The sequence below is a fragment of the Candidatus Krumholzibacteriia bacterium genome (assembly GCA_035268685.1).
Classification (GTDB): Bacteria; Krumholzibacteriota; Krumholzibacteriia; order JAJRXK01; family JAJRXK01; genus JAJRXK01.
The window spans coordinates 12,395-28,664 of sequence record DATFKK010000148.1; the positions used below are offsets into that span (position 1 = coordinate 12,395).

The window sequence follows — 16,270 nt, forward strand, 5'->3', positions numbered from 1 at the left end:
GTCACCGGGATGTACGTCCGAACCCGGTGGTCCATTCCCGACCCGGCCCCGTTCCCACGACAGGGCCGCGTGCACCTGTTACCTTCTGCCGACGGTTCCGTCCCGTCCACGGGACGATTCCTCTCCATTCCACCCGGTTCTCCCGGAGCGATCGGTCCATCATGCGCTCGTCGATCCTCACCCTGCTCCTCGTCGCGCTGGCCACGGCCCCGGCCGCCCACGCTCAACAGAAGACCCTGGCCGACATGCCCGAGATCCCCTCGGGAGACATGAACTACCGGTCGTGGACCTACGTGGAGTACGCGGACGTCGGCGTTCCCGTCTTCGCGATGATTCCGGGCGATGGTCTCTCGGCCGAGGGCTTCCGCGAGCGGCCGAACGGAGAGCCCTCGTGGGGCCGCATGGCGCGCGCGCGCGGTTACAGCGCCTTCATGCTCGATCGCGTGGGCTGCGGAAAGGCCCCGGCGCCGCCCGATCGCGACTTCGGCCGGATCCTCGAAACGGGTCTCTTCGGCGTCTACCAGATCGGCTTCGCCACCAAGGCCGGCACGATGATCGCGCACGGCGACGCAGCCGGGATGGCCGTCCGGGCCCGCAGCTTCGATCCCTCGGTGGCCGCATCCATGGTGCTGATCGACCCGATCGGCCCGCAGGGCGCGCAACCCATGACCGATCTCACGCCCCACGAGGTGCTCGAACGACGGCGCGATCCGAACCACCCGTGGGTGACCTGGGGCTTCGGTCCCGAACACGGCGTGCTGCGCGAGGGATTGGACCTGACGCAGGCCGAGGCCGAGAGCCTCGTGGCGAACCACGAGGACGATCAGCCGGCGTACTGGGCCGGCCTCCTCACCGACATGGATTCCGACTACCGCGTGCGCGAACCCATGCACCTGGACGGCCTGCCGGTGCTGGTGATCCGGACACCCGCCGCCGACGAGGAACAGATCGAGCGCGAGGAGCACGTGGTGCGCTGGATGACCGAGCGCGGCATGCGCGTCGACCGGCTCGATCTGTCGTCGCACCCGACACTGGGGAACACCAGTGGTCTGCCCTGGGCCGGCGATCTGTCCGACGAGGTCTTCGAGGAGATCTGGACCTGGTACCACGACCTCGACGGCGTTCCCGTGCTCGCAGGACGGTGATCGTGTCCGACTGCGTCTTCGACATCGAAACCGCCCCTCTGCCCGACGCCGAGATCCCACCCGCCTTCGTCGACAAGCTGCGCGAGGAGTCCGACCCGGACGGCCCCGATGCCTGGCGCGAACGCCTGGGGCTGTACGCGCTGTCGGCCCGGGTGGTCGTGATCGGAATGCTGAACCCGGCGTCCGGTCGCGGTGTCCTGCTCCACGACGACGAGCACGGAGCGCTCGGTGACCTCGACCTGCCCGACGACACCCGCTTCGAGGTGATCGGTGGCGACGAAGCGGCGATCCTGACGCACTTCTGGGATCGGATCGTGCCCTTCCGCCGGGTGATCACCTACAACGGTCGGGGATTCGACGTACCCTTCCTCATGCAACGCTCCCTGGTGCGAGAGGTCCCGATCCGCGCCAATCTCATGCCACCGCGCTTCTTCCTCGACCGCAACCACCTGGATCTGCAGGACGTGCTGTCGATGTTCCGGGCCACGCGCCCCTTCGGCCTGTCGGCCTGGACCCAGGCGATCGGCGCCTCCAGCCCCAAGGACGGCTCGGTGGCCGGGGCCGAGGTGGGCGAGGCCTTCGCCGCCGGCCGCACCGGCGAGATCGTCGAGTACTGCGCACGCGACGTCGTCGCCACGGCCCGCCTGGCCGAGAAGACCGCGGAGCTGTGGGGCCCCATGCTCGGCCGATGACCCCGACCGCACCCGGAGAACCATGACCGAACCCGCATTCCAGGACCTCTACCCGGAACCCTACGCCCAGTGCTACGGTTGCGGCCGGCTGAACGAACAGGGCCTGCAGATCAAGAGCCGGTGGGAAGGCGACGTGTCGGTGTGCCACTACACGCCGCGCCCCGAGCACACCGCGGTCCCCGGCTACGTGTACGGAGGGCTGCTGGCGTCGCTGGTCGACTGCCACGCCACCGGCACCGCCGCGGCCGCGGCCACACACGCGCATGGCGATCCGTTGCGTGCCGACACCATCCGCCGCTTCGTCACGGCGCGCCTCGAGGTCGACTACCGCGCGCCCACGCCGCTGGGCGTGGAACTCGAACTGCGCGCCCGACCCGTCGAGGTGAAGGGCCGCAAGGTCGTCGTCGACATCGAACTGCTGGCCGAAGGAAGAGTCACCGTGACCGGCCATGCGATCTGTGTCGAGGCACCGTCGTCGCTGATCGACGACGGCTGATTCCGAATCCCCGAGCCCACGAGGTGCACCGTGACGCGACCCTTCGACGACACCGACCTGCTCTGCGTGAACGCGATCCGTGCCCTGGCGATCGACGCGGTCGAGAACGCGAACTCCGGACATCCGGGGATGCCGCTCGGGGCTGCGCCGATGGCCTACGTCCTGTGGTCGCGCCACCTGCGCCACGACCCGACCGACCCCCAGTGGTTCGACCGCGATCGCTTCGTCCTGTCGGGCGGGCACGGGTCCATGCTCCTGTACGCGCTACTGCACCTGAGCGGCTACGACCTGTCGCTGGACGAGATCCGTGCCTTCCGACAGTGGGACAGCCGTACACCCGGCCACCCCGAGTTCGGCCACACCGTGGGCGTCGAGGCGACGACCGGCCCGCTCGGCCAGGGCGCGGCCAACGCGGTGGGCATGGCCATGGCCGAACGCTGGTGGGCGGCGAAGGCCAACACCTCCGACCACACCGTGATCGACCACCGCACCTGGGCGCTCGTGACCGACGGCGACCTCATGGAGGGCGTGTCGGCCGAGGCCGGCTCGCTGGCCGGGCACCTGGGACTGGGCGGTCTCACGTACCTGTACGACGCCAACGACGTCACGCTCGACGGTCCGGCCGACATGCACTTCGACGAAGACGTGGCCGCGCGCTACGCGGCCTACGGCTGGCACGTGCAGACCGTCGAGGACGGCGACCACGATCTCGAGGCCATCGACCGTGCCCTGACCGCGGCACGTGAAGAGACCGAACGACCGTCGATGATCGTGGTGAAGACGACCATCGGCTTCGGCTCACCCGCCAAGGCCGGCAAGTCGTCGGCGCACGGAAGTCCGCTCGGCTCCGACGAGGCCGCCGCCACGAAGAAGGCCCTGGGCTGGGAGTTCGAGGACCCCTTCCACGTTCCCACCGAAGTGACCGCGCGTTTCACCGAGATCGCCACCCGGGGATCGGAGAGCAACGATCGTTGGCGCGACACGGTGGGCCAGTGGACCGAGGTCGATTCCGAACGCGCCTCGTTGCTCGCCGCCGCCACGCGCGGGGAACTGCCGGCGAGCTTCGACTCGACGCTTCCGCGATACTCGATGGGGGAGAGCGTGCCCACGCGGAAGGCCAACGGCGATGCCCTCAACGCACTCGCCCAGCGCGTTCCCTGGCTGCTGGGCGGCGACGCCGATCTTTCCGGATCGACCAAGACCACACTCACCGACGAGACCGACTTCGGCGAGGGCGCGGGACGCAACGTACACTTCGGCGTGCGCGAGCACGCGATGGGTGCCATCGCCAACGGCATGCTCTACCACGGCGGAGTCCGGCCGTTCACGGCGACCTTCTTCGTGTTCTCGGACTACATGCGACCGCCACTGCGTCTGGCCGCGCTCAGCCGGATCCCGCTCATCTCGGTGTTCACGCACGACAGCGTGGGGGTCGGGGAGGACGGACCGACGCATCAGCCGATCGAACACCTGGCCGCGCTGCGGGCGATCCCGGGCCTGCTGGTGATCCGCCCGGCCGACGCCAACGAGACGGCGGCGGCCTGGAAGGTCGCCCTGGAGCAGACGGAACGCCCCACGGCGCTGGTGTTCACCCGTCAGGGCGTGCCCACGGTCAGCGAGCCGCAGGCCGCCCGTGAGGGCGTGGCCCGGGGCGCCTGGATCGTACGGGACGCCGACGATCCCCAGGCGCTGCTGCTGGCCACGGGATCGGAGGTCCACCTCGCGGTCGAGGCGCACGAGCGTCTGCGGGAAGAGGGAATCGGCACACGCGTGGTGTCGATGCCCTCGTGGGAGCTCTTCGACGAGCAGGACCACCCCGTCCGCGAGAGGATCCTGCCCCCGACGCTGCGCCGGCGCGTGGCGATCGAGGCGGGCGTGGCGCAGGGATGGCACCGCTACGTGGGCGACGGGGGGACCGTTCTGTCGATCGAACGCTTCGGCGCTTCGGCACCGGGCGACGAGGTGATGGAACGCCTCGGAATGACGACGGACCGCGTCGTCGACGCGGTCCGCGGTCTGCTGGACGGCTGAGGTCCGGCGCGAAGGCCTCAGGCGCCGGTCGGCTGGACCCCCCGGTCGGCGATCCGCGCCGACTTCGCGAGCATGGCACCGATCTGGTCGATCGGAGCGATCCGGTCGACCAGGCCGAGCCCGATGGTCGTACGGGGCATGGACGCGGCGATCGCGGTCACCGGGTCCTGGGCGAGCACCTGGCCTCCGACGGCGTGCACCTGCTGGGCCCCCATCGACCCGTCGCGACCCATGCCGGTGAGCACGACCGCCACCGAGCGCGGTCCGTAGACGGTCGCCAGCGTGCGGAAGAGCGGATCGGCCGCCGGGCGTACGAAGTTCTCGGGCGGCTCGTTGGTCAGCACGATCGACGGCCCCGAGGCCTCGACCTTCATGTGCCGGTCGCCCGGACACACGTACAGCGTCCGGGGCACGACCCGATCGCCGTCGGCGGCCAGCCGGACGGTGACCCGTGTGAGCTCCGCCGCCCGCTCGGTGAAGGTCTCGAGCATCCAGTCGGGTCCGTGCAGCACGAGCAGGTACGCGGCGTTGAGCGTCGGGTCGAGCGACGGCAACAGCGTGCGCAGGGCCTCCGGTCCGCCCGTGCTCGCGGCGATCCCCACGCCGACATGCGAGGGCGGGGCCGCGGGGGCCTGCACCGCGTGCAGGGTCCCGGGCGACGGCGCGGGCTGGTGCGCCCTCTCGATGCAGTCGCGCAGGCGCTGCAGGATGCTCTTCGGCTGGTAGGGCTTGGCCAGGTAGTCGTCGGCGCCGGCCTCGAGCGCGTGCTGCCGGGCATCGGCACTGCTGAGCGCGGTGATCACCAGGATCGGCGGGGGCTCGTGGAACTCGGCCCGGACCCGACGGACCAGCGAGATGCCGTCCATGTTCGGCATCATCCAGTCGGTCAGGACGGCGTCGAAGCTCTGGGCCCGTAGAGTGGCCAGGGCCTGCACCCCGTCCGCGGTGGCCACGACGTCGTAGCCGTCGGACTCCAGGGTCTTCCTCAACAGCAGAGCACTGGTGGGATCGTCTTCGGCAATCAGGATCTTCACGTCGTCGTTCCTCGAGAGCGAGTCGTGCAGCCGGGGCCGACTCGTCGGCGCCATTCCGGCTTCGCGCACGGTGGCGTCGGTCGGTGGCGTCGGTTCCTCGAGGTCTTCGGCACCACGGACAGGGGACTTGATGCCCGATCGTCGCGCCCACAGCCCCTTGGGCGCGCCCGGGTATCCCCGCCACCGCGACACGGCCACAATCCCGTGTTCACGCCATTTCCGGAGGGATCAGACCGAGGCCGAGGCCCGGCGCTCGCGCTGCACCAGGGCGAGCTTCTCGTCGTCGGAGAGACCGACACGCTCGTCGAGCACACGGGCGGGGTCGGCCGCGATGCGATCGAGGATCTCGCGGTACACACCGACCATGAGCCGCACGGTGGACCGGGCATCGGGGTCCACACCGTCGGCCAGTTCGCGCGCGGCGTCGTAGTGGTCGCGGGCGACGAGGACGCCGCGTCCGATCACGCGGAAGAGCGCAGCCCGGGTGGCCGGACTCAACACATCGCCGTCGATTCCTTCCTGGCTGCACCAGTCCGCGGGCAGGTAGACCCGGCCGCGCTCGGCGTCCTCGCGCACGTCGCGCAGGACGTTGGTCCACTGCAGGGCGTGGGCCAGATGCCGGGCGAGGGGCCTCAGGCGCGCCCGCGTGCCACCGAAGATCGACAGGCTGATCTCGCCGATGGGCGTGGCGACCAGATCGCAGTAGCGGCGGAGGGCGGCCAGGTGCTGGGGCGCACGGAAGCGCAGGTCCTGCTCGCAGCCGCGGATCAGGTCGTCGAAGCAGCGCCGTGCGATGGGATAGCGGCGGACCGTGTCGGTGAGCGCGACGCCGACGGGGTGCCGGGCCCGCCCACGGTAGACGGCCGCGAGTTCGGCGCGCCACTCGGCGAGCAGACGCCGGGGATCGGCGCGCAGCAGGGGTTCGTCGGCCAGGTCGTCGGCCAGGCGACAGAAGGCATAGCTGGCCTGCACGGCGGTGCGCTTGGCCTCGGGCAGTTCCTCGAACCCGACCGAGAAGTTCGCGCCCCGGCTCCGGGTGATCCGGGCACACTCGGCGTAGGCTGCCGTCAGATCGGTCATGGTGCCCCCTGCCCGGCCGCGCCACGGGGAACGAAGTCCCGGCGGTCGTCGCGTCGCAGCCGCGCCCGTCGGATCCAGGGACCCGCCGCACGCTTGGCCCAGTGATCGCGCTGCAGTCGCGTGAGGGTGTCGCGCAGGTCGTCCCGCTCGAGCCGGGCGAACAGGGCCCGGCGGACCCAGCCGCGCTCGTAGAGCCACCGATCGACCAGACTGGTCCGCATGCGGCTCCCGATGTCCTGCTGCCACAGCGCGTCGTAGTCGCCCCCCTCGGCCAGGGCGCGTCCGGCCAGCCGCCCCGAGATCAGGGCCATGCGCAGCCCGAGCCCGAAGAGGAAGTCCTGGAAGCCGGCCGCCTCGCCCACGCGGGGTCGGCCGGCGTCGAGTGCCGTCGCGGGGAGACCGAAGTTCATGCCGTGGGCGGCCGACCGGGCGCCGTCCTCGTGGAAGTCCTCGATGGCGGCGAATCGCCGGCGCGCCTCGTCGAGCCGCGCCCCCAGATCGCGGAAGGCACCCAGCGCCGCGATTCCGAGCGTGGCCTCGCCACGATCCACGAACAGATACGCGTATCCGCCCGGGGCGAGCTCCTCGTCGAGCAGGACGTCGACGCGGTCGTCCGCATTCGTGCGGAACATGCGTTCGATCGCCAGGCCGTCGACCCGGCGAAGACCCGTGGCGAGCACGTCGGCCCGGCCGTCCCCGAGCGCACGGCCGGTGTGGATCGTGACTCCGAGTCGTCGGGCCCGCTCGGCCAGGGCGGTGTCCAGGGTCCCCGGCTCCGGGCCGCGTCGGATCAGCAGTGCGTAGGGCTCACGGCTCCGGGCCTCGACCACGTGCCCGTCGGCGTCGAGAAAGCGGGCCCGGCTCAGGGGCGTGACCGACAGTCCGTCGACGGCCAGCGTCTCCAACAGCGCCGGACCCTGGGGTTCGTCGCCGAAGACGGGCAGGATCTGGTGGTCTCCGTCGAACCGTCCGCCCACGCGCTGGTGGCGTTCGTGGACCTCGACGGCCATACCACGGCCGGCGAGTTCGATCGCCGCGGCCAGACCCGCGGGGCCGCCACCGGCCACGCGCACCGGGCGTTCGGACTCACGGTCGGTGGACACCTCGGGGCCTCGCACGATCGAAGGGGGACGGAGGGGCGGAGTACGACCGGGCTGGCGATGCTAGCAGAAGCGCGGCGGAGGAACAGCCCCGGGGTCGCCACGACGTCGACACGGGCCTACCATGCCGTCCCCGCGCCGCTTCGAGCCGCGGGGGCGCTCCGCAGCCGAGGCCACGATTCCATGAGCACCACCTTCGACGTCGATCTCCACGCCATGGCCCACGGTGGGGAGGCGATCGGCCGCCTTCCCGACGGCCGCGCCGTCTTCGTCCGCGGGGGAATCCCCGGCGAGCGCGTGCGGATCGACGTCGAGCATCAGAAGAAGCGCTGGGCGCGGGCCCGGCTGGTCGAGGTGCTCGAGCCGTCGCCGGACCGGGTCGAGCCCCCTTGTCCCTTCGCCGACGACTGCGGGGGCTGCCAGTGGCAACACATCGCCCTCGACCGACAGCGCGTCCTGAAGCGTGAGATCCTCCGGGGGCAACTGCAGCACCTGGCCGGGATCGACGATCCGCCGGTCGAGGAAGTACGAGCCGTCGGCGAGCCCGACGGCTTCGGCTACCGCAACCACGTCGCGCTGAGCGTCGACGACCAGGGACGGGTGGGCTATCTGCGCGCCGGATCGCACGAGGTCGTTCCCGTCGACCACTGCGCAGTCCTGCACCCCCTGCTCCGGGAGTGGCACGAGGCGCTTCCCCCGCTGCCCGGCGTACGCAAGGTCGAGCTGCGGGTGGGCACACGAACCGCGCAGCGCCTGGCCATGACCCGGGGACGGCCCGACGCCGCCGCCGCGGACGAGGCCGCCGAACGCGGCGTGCCGCTCGTGCCCGCCGGCACGGGCGAGATCACCGAGATGGTCGGCACGCACAAGCTCCGGATCAGCAGCAAGAGCTTCTTCCAGGTGAACACCGACGGAGCCGAGGCCCTGGTCGAGCTCGCCCTCGAGATGCTCGATCCTCAGCCCGAGCACACGGTCGTCGACGCCTACGCCGGGGTCGGGCTGTTCACGCTGCCGCTGGCGGAACGGGCTGGTCGCGTGCTGTCGATCGAGCGCCACCCGGCGGCGGTGCGCGACCTGCGGCACCACGCCGAAGAGGCGAAGACCTCGATCCACGTGATCGCCACCGACGTGTCCGATGCCTTCGCGCAGCTTCCGAAACAGGTGGATCGTGTCCTGGCCGACCCTCCGCGGGACGGCCTCGGAGCCGATGTGGCGCGGTCCCTGGCGGAGCTGCAACCCTCTCGGATCGTGTTGGTTGCGTGCGATCCGGCCGCTCTGGGGAGGGACGTCGGGAGCCTGGTCGAACACGGTTTTCGACTGGAACGGGTGGTCGGCGTCGATCTCTTCCCGCACACTTTCCATGTCGAGGCGGTCGCTCTCCTGAGCGCTCGATGATTCGATCGGCACGGCTCCCGGCTCGATCGACCGCGACCCCATCGACGAAGGCACCACCCGTGGAGGGGAATCGACGGGCCGTCCGGGGAACCCGGTGCCCACGGTTCGCCGTTGTCCCTCTGCGGTGCGCGGGGCGCCCCGCGCCGCGACCCTCCAGTGAAGGAACGAACTCCATGGTCCTCAGAAATGCACTCGCCTCGATGCTGATCCTGACGCTCGTCGCCGTCTCGAGCCCGGCCTCGGCGCAGACCGCACTCGTCGACTACGTGGGATACGCGTGGGAGACGGGCGGACTGGTCCCCAGCGATCCGGGCGACGAACTGACGGTACTCACGGTCACCTCCTCCATCGATCCGGTCTTCGGGACGGATCCCGGTTCCGAGGTGACGATCGTCATCACCGGCCTCGTCAGCACCGGCAGTTTCGAGTCGGGCGGCGTGACCACGATCGCCTACACCGGTGGAACCCTGTCGATGTACGAGGATCCCTCGAACGACTTCGACTGGGGCATCAATCCCCCGAACGTCACGGCGCCGGCCAGTTTCCAGAACGGCGATCTGCTGTTCGAGGGCGCCTTCACGAACTTCACGCTCTTCCTGACCGCCGACGGCACCGGAGCCTACGAGGGTGACCTGGACGCCACGGGCGGCAGCGCCCTGGCCACGGTCTGCTCGAACTGCGCCTACAGCTTCGCCGGCGTGTTCACCAGCGAGACCGGCGCCCAGGTGCTCGAGGGCTACGACGTGCAGGTCGACGGCACGCTCGAGGTCGATTCGACCATCGACAACGACGAGTCCAGCTTCGGCGCGATCAAGGGCCGCTACGGCAACTGATCTCCGCAGTCATCATCATTCGAACCCAGACGGAGGTCCCTTTCATGCGCTTGTTCTCGTTCGCCCTCGCCCTCGCCCTGCTCGCACCGTCGGCCGCCAGTGCGCAGCAGTTCTTCGACTTCGACGGCCAGGCCACGGGTTACACGACGGTGGGCGACGTCGTGACGATGGTCGCCGTCGTGGGGGACCCGGGGGTCGACACGCCCCTGCCCCTGGACTTCGCCAGCTTCCAGTACACGATCGTCGTCGAATCGCTCGACGTGGATCTGATCTCGGGGAACACGACCGGCCTGGTCACCGGCACCATCGCCCTGTACGAGGACGACGGCACGCCGGCCGACTTCGCCGATGCTTCGACCTTCACCGACGGAACGGCCCTGCTGACCGGCGAAGTGGAGTCGCTGGCCATCACCCAGTTCACGGCAACGCTGGGCAGTGGCTCGGGCCTGGTCGACTGGACGGGGGGAAGCCGGATCTCGGACTTCCGGCCGTCCGACCGGGAGAACTGGGCCTTCGTCGTCAACACCAGTCCGGCCACTGCGTCCGGCTACGACCACCGCTGGGACGGCAAGGTCGAGCCGCAGGAGCCGGTGGTCGACACCGAGGTCCGCAGCTGGGGCGGAGTGAAGATCGGGTACTGAGCCGTCACCGGTCCGGTCGGGAGTCGCATTCGGACAGACGACCCTCGTATGTGCATCGCGGCTCCCGGCCCCCGGACTCTGACAATCGGCCGGTTCGGGATTAGATTCCCGGTGACCTCGCGCACCGACCCGAACCACCCCCCATGGGAATGGCCGAGACCAACCTCAGTCCGGAGACCCCGGAAACCAACGCCCGGCGGTTCGAGCGCGAGGTGCTTCCGCACGTGGACGTCGCCTATCGCATGGCACGGAGCCTGACCCACGACGAGGACCAGGCCCACGACCTCGTCCAGGACGCCGCCCTGCGCGCTCTGAAGGCCTTTCCGCGGCTGCAGCACGCCGACAACCTGCGCAGCTGGCTGGCCCGGATCGTCCACACGACCTTCCTCGACCGCGTCCGTTACGACAACCGGCGTCCCACGAGTTCGATCGACGACGAGGAACTCGACGACTCCGCGCTGGGTGTGACCGAGTTCGATCCCCTGGTGTTCGAACAAGCCCTCGACGACGACTACGACGCGTGCATGCAGGTCCTGCCGCCGACCTGGCGGGCCACGGTGCAGCTCGTCGACGTCGAGGGGATGTCTTACGAAGAGGCCGCCGAAGCGCTCGAGGTCCCGGTGGGCACGATCCGATCGCGCCTGCACCGGGCCCGGCAGCGGCTCTACGTGGAACTGTGCCAGCGGCTGCAACTGGGGCTGTGCGGCAAAGGCCGCGACGGCGAGGGGGTGGACGCATGACCGATCCGACGCACGAGCGCTCGATCGCTTCGATCCACGACGACCCCGGCGGTCGCAACTGGGAGCCGCAGATCGCCGAGCACGTGTCGCGGTGTCCGTCGTGTCAACGCACGCTGAAGGCTCTGCAGGCGTTCGTCGATTCCATGCGGTCGCGGCGGCGCCAGGCGGCCCCGCCCGACCTCGTGGCGCGGGTGTGCCGGACGGTGCAGGCCGAGCAGTCGACCGCGGTGCGCCGGCGCTGGCGACTGACGGTGGCCGCGATCCCGGTCGCCCTGATCCTGGGCGTGCTCGTGGGCATGTGGATCGCCTGAGCGCCGCTCAGTCCTGGAACTTGTAGCCGACCTTGTGGACGGTGCGGATGAAATCGCAGCCGTCGTCACCGCCCAGTTTGCTACGTAACCGCGCCACGTGCGTGTCGATCGTACGTGTGGTGGGCATGGAGGTCTCCTCGTAGCCCCAGACCTGCGTCAGCAGCTCTCTGCGGCTCACCGCCTCGCCCTTGCGGTCGATCAACAGCCGCAGCAGCTCCATCTCCTTGAGCGAGCAGTCGATCGCCGCGCCACCCTTGCGAACTTCCATGGCGACGAAGTCGATCTCGATGTCGCGGAACGTGTAACGATCGAGCTTGCCGGGCTCGCCGTCCGCACCGTCCTGGCGGCGCAGCAATGCCTTCACGCGGGCGATCAGCTCGAGCACGCTGAAGGGCTTGGTGACGTAGTCGTCGGCGCCCAGCTGGAAACCCTGGAGCTTGTCCTGCTCCATGGACTTGGCCGTGAGCATGAGCACGGGCTTGTCGAAGCCGCTGCCGCGCAGCCGCTCGAGCAACTCGAAGCCGTCGAGACCTGGCATCATGACGTCGAAGATCGCCAGATCGACGTCGCCGGCTCGCGCCGCCTCGAGCCCGCCGGGCCCGTCGGCCGCGGTGCGGACCTCGTAGCCCTCGAACTCGAGGTTGTGGGTCAGACCCTCGCGCATGGAGGGCTCGTCTTCGACCAGCAGGATCACGGAGCGCGTCACCGGGGACCTCCGGGCAGACGGTTCAGGACGGTTCGAAACCAGTGGGCAGACACAGGGTGAAGGTACTCCCCCGACCCGGTGTGCTGTCGACCTCGACGTGCCCACCGTGGGCGCGCGCGACGTGGGCCACGACCGCCAGACCGAGTCCGCTGCCCTTCACGTCGTGGACGTCGGACTTCTCCACCCGGTAGAAACTCTCGAAGATCTTCTCTTGTTCCCGGGCCGGAATCCCGATGCCGCGGTCCTGTACGGAAACGCACACGGCGTCGTGACGCCGCGCCACGCGCACACGGATCTCACGGGTGGTGTCGGAATACTTGGCGGCGTTGTCGAGCAGGTTGATCAAAGCCTGCGCGACGGCTTCCTCGTCCAGGTACGTCAAGGGCAGATCGTCGTCGACGTCGATCCGCAGATCGAAGCCCGCCTCGGTCAACTGGAAGCGATAGGCCTCGACGGTGTCGCGGACCACGCGATCGGGCCGCACCTGGGCGAAGGCGTACTGCTTGCGACCCTCTTCGATCCGCTGCACGTCGAGCAGGTTGTCGATCAGGTGGCTGAGCCGTTTGGCCTCGCGCCCGATGATGCCCAGGAAGCGGGCACGGTCCTCGTCGGTCCTCGCACGACCGCTCTCGAGAGTCTCGCTGTACAGGCGGATGAGCGAGAGCGGTGTCTTGAGTTCGTGGCCCACGTTGCTGAGCAGGTGCCGGCGCAGGCGGGCGTTCTCCATCTGGTGCAGGAACGACCGGGCGAAGACGATCCCGCCGGTGACCAGGGCGAGCGCGGCCAGGATCATCCCGAAGGTCCAACGACCGTTCTCGGCACGGACACGGGCGGCGTCGAAACCACTCAGGGCGACGACCTCGATGCGCCACGGTGCTCCCTCGCCCAGGACCCCGGCGGTGTAGAGCGCCTGGCCGGTGCGCAGGGGCGCCGGCGCCCGGTCGTCCCGGGCGCCGGGCAGGATCAGAGCACCGTCCTCGGTCGCCAGACGGAGTCCGTGCCGCGGGAGGGCGTCGTGGCCGCGGGTCCAGCGCTCGAGCGCGGGTGCGACGACGTCACGCAGGAGCGGACGCGTGGGGACCACGGCGCCGAACAGACCCGGTCGCATGCCCGAGCCGCCGGGCAGGGGGAAGCTCAAGGTGAGCAGCGCCCAGGTCCGGTCGTCGATCGGCGCGCCGATCCGTTCGAACTGCTCGGCGCAATCGGTGCATCCGGATGCAATGGGACCGTCGAGGTCCACGTGCAACCACTGCAAGGGAGTTCCCGCCCGGACCTCTTCGCCGTCGACCACCAACGGCCGGGCGAAGGCCCCCTGCTCGGGATCGAAGCCCATGCGCTCGCGCCCTTGCTCCACGAGCGCCGCGCGAAGCGCAGCTGCGACGATCTTCTCGCAGCGATGCGGGTCGTCCAGGTCCGTGCCACTGCGAATGGCCGCCCGGTCGACGAACTGCGGAACGTCGATCAGGGCGCTGGTCAGGAACATCCTCTGGAGCTTGGCACCGAAGGCGGATTCGCCCTGACCGTGCGCGTAGGTGAGCGACTCCCGCCAGGGACGGAGCTGATCACGCAACGCGTCCCGGATCTCGTCGACGGTCAGTTCGGCGGCGTAGCGTGCCGCCACGACCTCCTGGTCGTAGCGCTGTTCGTTCACCTCGCCGAGTCGCTGCACGACGAGCGCGCCGATCACGACGAGGGGTGCGATCGACAGCAACGTGAGCGGCAGGGTCCAGCGGGAATCGTTCAGGCGCACGATGGAGGACCTCCGCCGCCGGCCGCGGCGACCTTCAGCGGGAGGCAGCGGCCAGGACGTAGCTGCGCGTGTTGCGCGCGTCCTCGCGAAGCCAGGCCACGTCTTCGGGCGAGTCGGCCCGGAGCACGACGAGCGCGCCGTGCGAGGTCAGGGCCCGGTCCACTTCGCAGCGCCCCAGGTGATGGAAGCGCGCCTCGCAGGTCGAGCTGAGCTCGGTCTCGCAGTGGGTCTCGGTATTCCAGATCGCCTCGACCATCGAATGGACCAGCTCGAGCGCAGCCGCATCGCCGGCCTCGATCTGGACGATCGCCCCGGTGTCGAGCTCGTGGATCTCCATGGTGACGTCGCCGATCCCGCCGTGGTTGAGCAGACGCTTCATCGCCTGGCAATGCTGGCACTCGAGCAGGTCGTTGGCCATGCGACTCGACAGGCACTCGCCCTTGCCCTGTGGCAGGTGTGCATCGCCGGCCCGCGCTGGCCCGACCGTGATCGCGAGCAGCACGAGACTCAGCGCCAGGATGCGCCGCCGGGTTCCGTGGACATCGGTGTGCATGGTGGAAGGACCTCGCCGGGGGCGGCGGACAGCGGCTGCGGGGAGTCGGGCAGGTCATGGCGACCGGCAATCCACAGTATAGCGAGAGCTCCGGACGGGGGTGTATCGCAGCTGTGAAGGCGTTGCAAACTGTCCGTGACCGAAGATCTTAGCCGGTTTGGAACGCTTCTCGCTCTCGTGAGGAAGGGTTCGTCCCGAACGGCCCGGCGGTTGCGCCGGGACCGCAGCGCACCACACAGGGCGCCACCTCTCCACGGAGAGCCGCATGGAATCCCGGGACTTGTTCGAACGACCGTCGCGCGCCGTCCGACCCCGCAAGCCGATCAGCCTGATCGCGGCAGCGAGTGCGCTCCTGCCCGGCAGCGGGCATCTTCTGCTCGGATCCGGGCGGACGGGAGCCTGGCTGCTGGCTCTCGTCGTGGGCTGCCCGTCGCTGGCCGTGGCGCTGCGCGGCGTACTGCCGGAAGACTTCGCGTCGCTGGCCTGGCTCGTGGGGCGGGTCGGGATCTGGTCGGCCCTGTTCGCCGTCGTCGACGCACCGCTGCGAGCCCGCGAGCCCCGCTGGGCCGCCCGGCGGCCGTTCCAGGTCTCCCCGCGCTCCGCCGCCTTCCTGAACCTGGTCGGCTTCGGAGTCGGACACTGGCGGATGGACGAGAAGCCGGCCGCGGGAGTGGCCTTCGCAGCCGGCGTGATCGGCCATGTCGGATTGTTGCTGTGGCTGCCGGCCTCGCTCGTCTTCCTGGCGGAGGTCGTACCCCTGGGCCTCGCCCTCTGGGGCTGGCGGCTCGCACTCGTGATCGGCAGGCGGCGCGACGACGAAGCGCGTCCCGCTGCGAGATTGCCGTCATGGCTCGTCCCCGCCCAGGCCGTGGTCATGGCGATGATCCTGGCCGGTGGACTCTTCGCCTGGATCGTCCATGGCCACTGGCTCGAGGCCCGCACCGTCGATGCGTCACGCGCCGTGGCCATGGAGCCCTACTACCGCAATCCGACCTACGGCCTCGACCTCGAGATGCGCGCACCCGGTTGGAGCTTCCGCGAACCGCTGCCCGGCGACTTCGTCGACGCACGGCACGCGGCCGAACGCTGTCGCCTGCGCGTGACGCTGTCACCCCGCCTGCCCGGCCGCGACGGCAGCGACGTCGTGCGGTCCCGAGTGCTGGAAGTCCTCGCGCGCGACGGTCTCGTGCCCGTCGACATGGTCCTTTCGACCATCGATGTCGGCGGTACGGCCGTCCATCGCGCCCGCGGCGTCGCGCGCAACCCCGACGACGCCGTGCGCGAATTCGTCACCGTCTCGTATCCCCACGGCCTCCGCCGCTACCTGCTGCAGATGGACTGGGCGCCCGCCCACGCGGAGTTCGGCGCGGCCGAATGGGACTTCGTGCTCAACGGCCTGACGATCGAGGGTGTGGCGTTCGGCACGGTGATGACGGGCAGGTGAGCGGTTCGCGGTGTCGGGTGTGGGTGGTGTCGTGGGTGGTGGGTGTGGGTGTGCTGGGCGCTGGGCGCGGTGGCGCGGTGGCGCGGGTGTTGGGCGCTGGGCGCGGGTGTTGGGCGCTGGGGGCCTGGGCGCTGGGCGCGGGTGTTGGGCGCTGGGCGCTGGGCGCCGGATTCGAGGACGACATTCGTTTCGCTCACTTCCGCGGTGGAAGTCGCTCGATGGCGATCTCGTCGCCGATGCTCACCGTGGTTTCCGGTGCGGAAGTGGAAGCTCTGTGGGGATCGAGGATCGTGGTCGTGGAAGTGGTCGGATGATCGCT

General features: G+C 70.0%; 16 protein-coding genes. 10 read left to right on the top strand and 6 right to left on the bottom strand.

Annotation, left to right across the window (positions count from 1 at the left end):
* The first annotated feature begins 161 nt into the window (after positions 1–161).
* Genes VKA86_13990 through tkt form a run of 4 tightly spaced genes read left to right on the top strand, consistent with a single transcriptional unit; the run spans position 162 to position 4,364 of the window.
* Complete coding sequence (locus VKA86_13990; protein ID HKK72321.1) at positions 162–1,145, top strand: hypothetical protein; 984 nt, start codon at positions 162–164, stop codon at positions 1,143–1,145.
* Between the two features lie 2 nt (positions 1,146–1,147).
* A complete protein-coding gene (locus tag VKA86_13995) occupies positions 1,148–1,837 on the top strand; it encodes a ribonuclease H-like domain-containing protein (protein ID HKK72322.1) in 690 nt (229 codons plus the stop codon).
* Between the two features lie 22 nt (positions 1,838–1,859).
* Entirely contained in the window at positions 1,860–2,333 is a 474-nt protein-coding gene (locus VKA86_14000) for a PaaI family thioesterase (protein HKK72323.1), read from the top strand.
* 30 nt (positions 2,334–2,363) lie between these two features.
* Positions 2,364–4,364, top strand: a complete 2,001-nt coding sequence (gene tkt, locus VKA86_14005) for a transketolase (GenBank protein HKK72324.1) — start codon at positions 2,364–2,366, stop codon at positions 4,362–4,364.
* Positions 4,365–4,381: 17 nt separating this feature from the next.
* On the opposite strand, the gene VKA86_14010 is transcribed toward tkt, so the two are convergent.
* From VKA86_14010 to VKA86_14020, 3 genes are all read right to left on the bottom strand, one after another.
* Positions 4,382–5,398 (bottom strand): chemotaxis protein CheB, encoded by a 1,017-nt coding sequence (locus tag VKA86_14010; protein ID HKK72325.1) that lies wholly within the window; start codon positions 5,396–5,398, stop codon positions 4,382–4,384.
* 228 nt (positions 5,399–5,626) lie between these two features.
* Positions 5,627–6,478, bottom strand: a complete 852-nt coding sequence (locus VKA86_14015; protein ID HKK72326.1) for a phytoene/squalene synthase family protein — start codon at positions 6,476–6,478, stop codon at positions 5,627–5,629.
* Positions 6,475–7,581, bottom strand: a complete 1,107-nt coding sequence (locus tag VKA86_14020) for an NAD(P)-binding protein (protein ID HKK72327.1) — start codon at positions 7,579–7,581, stop codon at positions 6,475–6,477. Before VKA86_14020 ends, VKA86_14015 begins: the two co-directional genes overlap by 4 nt.
* Positions 7,582–7,761: 180 nt before the next feature.
* Here VKA86_14020 and VKA86_14025 point away from each other — a divergent pair, with 180 nt between their 5' ends.
* The 5 genes from VKA86_14025 to VKA86_14045 all read left to right on the top strand — a co-directional run bounded on the left by VKA86_14025 (position 7,762) and on the right by VKA86_14045 (position 11,498).
* Positions 7,762–8,973, top strand: coding sequence for a class I SAM-dependent RNA methyltransferase (locus VKA86_14025; protein HKK72328.1), 1,212 nt, complete (start codon positions 7,762–7,764; stop codon positions 8,971–8,973).
* A 173-nt stretch (positions 8,974–9,146) separates the two neighbouring features.
* Positions 9,147–9,806 (top strand): hypothetical protein, encoded by a 660-nt coding sequence (locus VKA86_14030; protein HKK72329.1) that lies wholly within the window; start codon positions 9,147–9,149, stop codon positions 9,804–9,806.
* A gap of 44 nt (positions 9,807–9,850) precedes the next feature.
* Positions 9,851–10,447 carry a hypothetical protein gene (locus VKA86_14035; protein HKK72330.1) on the top strand — a complete coding sequence of 199 codons (597 nt, stop codon included), beginning with the start codon at positions 9,851–9,853 and terminating at the stop codon, positions 10,445–10,447.
* 143 nt (positions 10,448–10,590) lie between these two features.
* Positions 10,591–11,187: a sigma-70 family RNA polymerase sigma factor gene (locus VKA86_14040; protein HKK72331.1), complete on the top strand. Its 597-nt coding sequence runs from the start codon at positions 10,591–10,593 to the stop codon at positions 11,185–11,187.
* Positions 11,184–11,498 carry a hypothetical protein gene (locus VKA86_14045; protein ID HKK72332.1) on the top strand — a complete coding sequence of 105 codons (315 nt, stop codon included), beginning with the start codon at positions 11,184–11,186 and terminating at the stop codon, positions 11,496–11,498. Before VKA86_14040 ends, VKA86_14045 begins: the two co-directional genes overlap by 4 nt.
* 7 nt (positions 11,499–11,505) lie before the next feature.
* Here VKA86_14045 and VKA86_14050 read toward each other — a convergent pair whose 3' ends face one another.
* The 3 genes from VKA86_14050 to VKA86_14060 are packed head-to-tail and all read right to left on the bottom strand — an operon-like array spanning position 11,506 to position 14,507.
* The gene (locus VKA86_14050) at positions 11,506–12,204 is read right to left on the bottom strand and encodes a response regulator transcription factor (protein HKK72333.1); all 699 of its coding nucleotides are present in this window, start codon (positions 12,202–12,204) and stop codon (positions 11,506–11,508) included.
* Positions 12,205–12,226: 22 nt separating this feature from the next.
* Positions 12,227–13,954 carry a HAMP domain-containing sensor histidine kinase gene (locus VKA86_14055; protein HKK72334.1) on the bottom strand — a complete coding sequence of 576 codons (1,728 nt, stop codon included), beginning with the start codon at positions 13,952–13,954 and terminating at the stop codon, positions 12,227–12,229.
* Positions 13,955–13,988: 34 nt separating this feature from the next.
* Entirely contained in the window at positions 13,989–14,507 is a 519-nt protein-coding gene (locus VKA86_14060) for a hypothetical protein (GenBank protein HKK72335.1), read from the bottom strand.
* A 265-nt stretch (positions 14,508–14,772) separates the two neighbouring features.
* On the opposite strand from VKA86_14060, the gene VKA86_14065 reads away from it, so the two are divergent.
* Complete coding sequence (locus VKA86_14065; protein ID HKK72336.1) at positions 14,773–15,951, top strand: hypothetical protein; 1,179 nt, start codon at positions 14,773–14,775, stop codon at positions 15,949–15,951.
* Positions 15,952–16,270 lie beyond the last annotated feature (319 nt).